Raw genomic sequence first — 6,755 nt, forward strand, 5'->3', positions numbered from 1 at the left:
ACCTGACGACCACCGCGCCCGCCGTCGCGCCCCTCGGGTGCGACGACCCCGGTGAGAGCGGGACGGCGCAGGCGCTGACCGACCAGGAACTGCTGATCCTGCGCCTGTGGGCGCGCGGTCGCAAGGACGCCACGATCGCCCGCGAGCTGCGGATCTCCCCGCGCACGCTGCGCCGCGTCGTGTCCTCGCTGCTGCGCAAGCTGGGGGTGAGCAGCCGGTTCGAAGCGGGAATGGCGGCCACCCGGACACCGGGGCTGCTGGCCCAGACGGGTGGCCATCCGGCGGAAATCGAACTCAGCTGATGAAATGTTTTCGGCGTTCGTTCCCCCGATCATTCGGGGAAACGAACGCCGAACACCGGTCGCACCTCACGCGAAATTAACAGGCCCCGCCGGGAGCGCCGGACACCCGCCGTGGTATCAGCATCCACAGCGAGATGAGCTTTACTCGAATTCGCGTTCCGTCACACGCACGGGCGCGCCACAGCGGCAATGCCCACCGGGAGCCACGTCGGCAGCGGGCGCGGGTCGGGAACCGGGACGTGGCGTCCGGCGACGAGCTCGTAGCGGGCCGAGGGGCCGCGCTCGACCAGGAGCGCCAGCGCGTCGAGCAGCCGGTCCACGTCGGCGGGGCAGCTGCCGAGGCCGAAGCTGGCGCGCACCGCGCCCGCGCGCGGCAGGCCCAACCTGGCCACCGCCGGGTGGGCGCAGAACCGGCCGTCGCGCACCCCGATGCCGTGCTCGGCCGACAGGTAGGCGGCGACGAGCCCGGAGTCGTGCCCCGCGACGTCGAAGGCCACCACGCCGATCGCGTCCCGGCTGTCCGGCCACAGCCGGTGCGCCCGCGCGCCGGGCACCCGCTCCAGCCCGGCCACCAGCTGGGCGCGCAGCTCGGCCTCACGCGCCTCCGCGGCCGGGAACAGCCCGGTGAGCACCTCGCACGCCCGCGCGAGCGCCACCGCGCCGAGCACGTTCGGGCTGCCCGCCTCGTGCCGCTCCGGCGCGTCCGCCCACCGCACGGACGACCCGGTGACCTCGCGCACCGCCCCGCCGCCCGCCAGGTGCGGAGGGGCCGCGTCGAGCCAGTCCCTCCGGCCCACGAGCACGCCCGCGCCGTAGGGCGCGTACGTCTTGTGCCCGGAGAACACCAGGTAGTCGGCGCCCGAGGAGGCCAGGCCGAACGGGCGGTGCGGGGCGAGCTGCGCGGCGTCCACGACGACGCGGGCGCCGTGCCGGTGCGCGATCCGCACGAGCTCGTCCACGGGCAGCACCTCCCCGGTGACGTTCGACGCCCCGGCCACCGCGAGCAGCGCCGCGGGCCTGCCCGCCAGCTCCCGCTCCAGCGCCTCGACCGGGCCCGCCAACGTGGGCGCGGCGGGCAGCGCCGAGTGCCCTCGCGCCCGCCACGGAAGCAGGTTCGCGTGGTGTTCGGTGTCGAGGACGAGCACCCGCCCGCCCTCGGGGACGCACCCGGCGAGCAGGTTCAGCGAGTCGGTGGTGTTGCGGGTGAACACCACGACGTCGTCCGGCCGGGCGCCCGCGAACCGGGCCGCGGTGGCGCGCGCCCCCTCGTAGAGCGCGGTGGTCACCTGCGAGGCGTACCCGGCGCCCCGGTGGGTGCTGGAGTAGTACGGGGTGATCTCCGCCAGGTGGTCGGCGACGGCGCGCAGCGCGGGCGTGCTCGCCGCGTGGTCGAGGTTCGCGTAGCGGACCGAGCCGCCCTGCACGAGCGGCACCCGCAGGTCGGCGCCGACGACCTCGGCGAGCGGGGTGCGCGATCGCGCCGGGGACTGCTCCTCGGCCGGGGCCCGGTGGGCGGTGCGGTTCACGACGGTCACTGCGTTCCCCCTGGGGGTCGGTGGAGTGGTTGCCCGGCGGTCAGTCCTCGCTGCCCCAGTCGGGGGCCTCGCTCACCTCGAGGACCGCTCCCGCCCAGTTGAAGCCGTGGCCGCTGCCCGCCAGCAGCACCCGGTCGCCCGGTTCCAGCTCGCCGCGCCGGACCAGGTGGTGCAGCGCGGCGAACTGGTCGCCCGCGCCGAGGTGGCCGATGGTGCGGCCGAAGTCCCACGTGGTGCGCTCCTCGGTCACGCCCAGCTCGGCGAGCAGGGTCCACCAGTGCACGGTCTTGCCGATGTTGGGCAGCACGACGCGCTTGACGTCGGCCAGCCCGACCCCGGCCTCGTCGAGCGCGGTGGTCATGGCGGTGACGACGCCGCCCGCGATGCGGCGCGAGATGGCGTCCAGCTCGCGCAGGTGCTTGCGCATGTACCTCTGCTTGCGGGAGCGCAGGTTCAGCGGCCGGTCGGTGGGCGCGGCCTCGGCGCGCAGGCCGTCGCCCCGGTACATCTCCTCCAGCGTCGGGTCGGCGGTCATCGCGACGGAGAGCAGGCGCGCGAAGCCGGGGCGCCGGGTCAGCACGGTGGCGGTGGCCCCGTCCCCGAGGACGGTGCCGGACTCGCTGCGGAACCGGTCCCACCCCGGCAGGCAGAACCGGTCGCAGGTGGTGATCAGCACGGCCGCGTCGTGGTCGCACGCCGACAGGTAGCCCGCGGCGAGGGCGAGAGCGGCCATGCCGCCGTTGGACTTCTGGTCCACGTCCACGGACGGCGCGGAGCCGCCGATGGTGCGCTGCTGGATGTAGGTGGCCGGGGTCCACATGTCCTGGCCCTGGAAGTAGACGCTCGCGTGCAGGATGAGCCGGATGTCCTCGGGGGTGGTCGAGGAGTGGGACATGGCCGCCCGCACCGCCTCCACCGCCATGTCCGGCGCGTACTGGCCGTCGTCGGCGACCACCACGCCCAGGAGTCCGTTCGCGGTGTGCTCGTCCTCGGCGTAGCGGCCGTCCGCGACCGCGTCCGCGAGGTCGAGCGGGCGGCCGAGCCGGGCGCCGATCGCGTCGAGGTGGATGTCGGTCAGGCGCATGGGTGGTGCTCCTCGTGGTCGCGGGGCGGCGGGGTCGGCGGGTGCGGGATGGCGGGCAGGGGCGCGGGCGGTCGGGGCGGGTGGTCGGCGCGGTCCGGTTCCGCGCGGCGCCCTGGACCTCGGCGGGGCGGGCGGCGGGCGGGCTGTCCACACGGCGGGCGGGCTGTGCACACGGCGGGCGGGCTGTCCGCACGGCGGGCGGGCTGTCCGCACGGCGGCCGGGCGGGGGCGCTCGCGGGCGCGACCGCACCGCCCGTTCAGCGGGCGCCGGTCACGCCGGGGCGGGTCACAGGCGGGTGCCGCCCGAGATCTCGACCCGCTCCCCCGTCACCCACCGGGCTCCTGGCGAGACGAGGAACGCGATGACGTCGGCGACGTCGGCGGGCTCCCCGATCCGCCCCAGCGCGGCCTGCGCCGCGGCCTGCCCGGCGGCGGCCAGGTCGCCCCGGAACCGGTCGCCGTGGAAGTCGGTGTCGATCAGGCCGGGCGCGACCGTGTTCACGGTGACGCCGCGCGCGCCGAGCTGGTCGGCCAGTGCGCGGCCGAACACGTCCAGGGCGCCCTTGCTCATGGCGTAGCCGAGGATGCGCGGGTGCGCGGCCCTGGTCGCGAGCGAGGAGACGTTGACGATCCGCGCGCCCTCGCCCAGCGCGGGCAGCAGCCGCTGCACCAGGAACACCGGGGCGCGGACGTTCACCGCGAACGCCAGGTCGAACCGCTCGGGCGCGAGCGCGGCGATGTCGCCGGGGCAACCGATGCCCGCGTTGTTCACCAGCACGTCGACCGCGTCGCGGCCGAACCGGTCGCGGGCCCACGCCCGGACCTCGTCGGCGAGCGCGGTGACGCCCGGCAGCTCGGCGAGGTCGGCGGCGAAGGCGCGGGCGACCCCGCCCGCGGCCTCGATCCGCGCGACGACCTCCGAGGCCGCGTCGCGGTCCGCGCGGTAGTGCACCGCGACAGCCGCTCCCCCCGCCCCGAGCCGCTCCGCCACGGCCCTGCCGATCCCCCGGCTCGCCCCGGTCACCAGGGCCAAGCGTGCCGATCCACCCACCACCGCACCTCGTCTCCCAGCGCGTTCCCCGTTGCGGGGCCGACCCGTGGGGACACTGGCACAGCGCGCGGAGCGGGGGCAGCGGTAGCGACTGGCCCGTGGCGGTCGTGGCCACGGAAGGACATCGGCCGGGAGGCCGCGCGGACCGGTCCGGCGCCCCGCGAGGCCGCGCCGCCCCGGCTGCCCGACTCCGCTGTGGACGGTCCTCCCGGTTGGGCGGGAACGCAGGCGCGCGGTGGACCGGTCCCCCGCCTGGCCGGTGCCGGGTGGGCGCGGCCGGCCGGGTTCTGTCGGTGCCCCCTCCTACACTGCCACCACAACTCAGGGGGGTCGTGGTGGCGGTGGGGTCGGAGGGGTTCTTCTCCCTCGTGGGGCGGTTGGCCGAGGTCCAGCGGCTGGATCGGCGGGAGTACAGCGCGTTCGAGGTGCGGGGGGTGAAGTTCGCCTACCACTGGCCGCGCACCGAGACGGTCGGGCTCAAGCAGCTGCTCAGCGAGCAGCTCGCGCTCGTGGCGGAGCGGCCGGACGTGTTCGAGCCGCAGTACGCCATCGCCGGGTTCGGGTGGGTGGTGGTGCGGTTGGACGGGGTCGAGGCGGACGAGCTGGCCGAGCTGCTGTACGAGGCGTGGCGGTTGTCGGCGCCCGAGCAGCTGGTGGAGCAGGAGCCGGACTGGGCGTTGGCGCCGCCGGTGCTGGGGTAGGCGCGGTCAGCGGGGCGGAGCCGTCAGCGGGGAGGCAGGCCCAGGGCCGAGACGCCCAGGCCGCCCCTGCCCTCGGCGACGGCGGCGTCCAGGCGGTGCGCGGCGGCGGTCAGCAGGTGAGCCGGGCTGCCGGTGGCGCGCAGCGCGGTCAGCGCGGCGCGGGCGCCCTCGGCGAAGGTGGTGATCGTGGCCTGGTCGGTGGTGTGCTCGCCGTTCGCGAGCGCCGTGACGACCTCGTCCGACGCCCGCCGCAGGACGTCGAGCGCGACGGCGGTCAGCGCGCGCAGCACGTCCGGGGGCGCCCCCCGGTCCAGCAGGTGCCCGACGGCCTCCGCGTGCGCGACGAGCGCGCTGACGTAGAACGCGCCGGTCATCCCGGCGTCCAGCAGCTTGGCCGTCCCGACCTCCTCGGCGACGTGCCGCGACGCACCCGCGAGCGCGCCCAGCACCGGGCCGTGCGCGGCCCACGTCCCGGACGGGCCCGCGTAGAGGATCACCGCGTCGGGTGAGCCGATCTCCTGCGGGTAGCACAGGACCACCCCGTCCAGGTGCTCCCCGCCCCGGTCGACGACCCAGTCGCGCGCGGCCTCGGCGTCGCCGGGCGTGCCGCTGGACAGGGTGACCAGCGTGCGCCCCCGCCAGTCCCGCACCGCCTCCAGCGCCTCCAGCGCGGCCTGGCAGGTCGACGTGCAGGCCACCACCAGCGGCGCCACCGCCCCGGCCACGTCCCGCACCGCCGCCACCCGCTCCTCCACGAGCGCGAGCGCCCGCTCGGGGGTCCGGTTCCACGCCACCACCGAACGCCCCGCGCCCGCGAACCCCCGGACCAGCGCGGACCCCATCAGCCCGCACCCGACGACCAGCACGTCGCACCCGGCCACGACAACCACCCCTCACGCGGTGAAGAACCCGTCCACGGTCATCTCGTCCAAGCTCTCGGCGAACGCGGCGGCCACCAGCTCCAGGTCCTCGGCGGTGTGCGCGGCGCTGATCAGGAACGCGTGCAGCTCCGGCAGGTGCACCCCGTGCCTGCGCATGTAGTACGCCAGCGCGATCGTGGCCTTGAAGTCGCTGCCGGTCAGCCGGTCCCGGTACAGCCGCGCCGGGCGGTGGCTGAAGGTCAGCGAGAAGATCGAGCCGCGCGCCGAGACCCGGCAGGCGATCCCGCGCTGCCCGGCGGCCTCGCGCAGCGCCCCCGCGAGCCGATCGGTCCCGGCCTCCAGGCGCGCGTAGACGTCCGGGTCGGCGCGCAGCCGCCGCAGCACGGCCGCCCCGGCGGCGCAGCTGAGCGAGTTGCCGCTGAGCGTGCCGCCCGCGAAGACCTTGCGCTCGTAGTCCTGGAACGGGTCGCGGGTGCTCCTGGCGACGTCGACCAGCCCGGCCCGCCCCACCACCGCCCCGCACGGCAGCCCGCCGCCGATCACCTTGCCCAGGCAGGTCAGGTCCGGCCGCACGCCCACCACCGACTGCACCCCGCCGTAGGCGACCCGGAACCCGCTGACCACCTCGTCGAACACCAGCGGCACGCCGGTCTCGTCGCACACCCGGCGCAGCGCCACCAGGAACGGCGCGTCGAGCGCGACCACCGAGGTGGGCATCGGCTCCAGCAGCACGCAGGCCAGCTCGTCCGCGTGCTCGCGCAGCCGCTCCAGGCCGGGGACGTCGCCGTACTGGAGCACCAGCGTGCCCGCGACGGCGGCGGGGTCGGCGCCGTGCGAGCCCGCGACCGGTTCGGGCCGGTCGCGCTCGCCCGCGAAGCGGAACCACGAGCTGACCAGGCCCTGGTCGGTGAGCCCGTGGTAGTGGCCCTCGAACTTGGCGACCTTGGCGCGCCCGCGCGCCCCCCGGCACATCCGGACCGCCAGCAGCACCGCCTCCGACCCCGAGTTGCACAGCACCGCGCGCTCCGCGCCGGGCAGCGCCCCCACCAGCAGCTCCGCCAGCTCCACCTCGGGCAGGTTGCCCACCCCGTTGACCTGCCCGCGCCGCACGCCCTCGGTGACCGCGGCGACCACGTCCGGGTGCCCGTACCCCAGCAGGTGCGGCCCGTAGCCGCCGCACCGGTCGACGTACTCGTTGCCG

The 6,755-nt window shown here is 76.3% G+C and carries 7 protein-coding genes; 2 read left to right on the plus strand and 5 right to left on the minus strand.

The annotated features are described in order from the left end of the window. Positions 1-302: response regulator transcription factor (locus ACTUAL_RS26495; RefSeq protein WP_440902153.1), on the plus strand; the 302-nt coding region annotated here is incomplete at its 5' end. Positions 303-463: 161 nt separating this feature from the next. Here ACTUAL_RS26495 and ACTUAL_RS26500 read toward each other — a convergent pair. The 3 genes from ACTUAL_RS26500 to ACTUAL_RS26510 all read right to left on the minus strand — a co-directional run bounded on the left by ACTUAL_RS26500 (position 464) and on the right by ACTUAL_RS26510 (position 3,945). Next, complete coding sequence (locus tag ACTUAL_RS26500; RefSeq protein WP_440902154.1) at positions 464-1,828, minus strand: aminotransferase class V-fold PLP-dependent enzyme; 1,365 nt, start codon at positions 1,826-1,828, stop codon at positions 464-466. A 49-nt stretch (positions 1,829-1,877) separates the two neighbouring features. Next, a complete protein-coding gene (locus ACTUAL_RS26505; RefSeq protein ID WP_177154593.1) occupies positions 1,878-2,921 on the minus strand; it encodes a ketoacyl-ACP synthase III family protein in 1,044 nt (347 codons plus the stop codon). A gap of 286 nt (positions 2,922-3,207) precedes the next feature. Then, a complete protein-coding gene (locus ACTUAL_RS26510) occupies positions 3,208-3,945 on the minus strand; it encodes an SDR family oxidoreductase (RefSeq protein WP_096497808.1) in 738 nt (245 codons plus the stop codon). Positions 3,946-4,307: 362 nt separating this feature from the next. Between ACTUAL_RS26510 and ACTUAL_RS26515 the strand changes: the two genes are divergently transcribed. Then, positions 4,308-4,673: an MmcQ/YjbR family DNA-binding protein gene (locus ACTUAL_RS26515; protein WP_096497807.1), complete on the plus strand. Its 366-nt coding sequence runs from the start codon at positions 4,308-4,310 to the stop codon at positions 4,671-4,673. Positions 4,674-4,696: 23 nt separating this feature from the next. Here ACTUAL_RS26515 and ACTUAL_RS26520 read toward each other — a convergent pair whose 3' ends face one another. Next, positions 4,697-5,554 (minus strand): NAD(P)-binding domain-containing protein, encoded by an 858-nt coding sequence (locus ACTUAL_RS26520; RefSeq protein WP_440902155.1) that lies wholly within the window; start codon positions 5,552-5,554, stop codon positions 4,697-4,699. Between the two features lie 12 nt (positions 5,555-5,566). Further along, positions 5,567-6,755 (minus strand): aspartate aminotransferase family protein (locus tag ACTUAL_RS26525; protein WP_440902156.1); only part of this gene is annotated, 1,189 nt, incomplete at its 5' end.

The organism is Actinosynnema sp. (assembly GCF_052038725.1).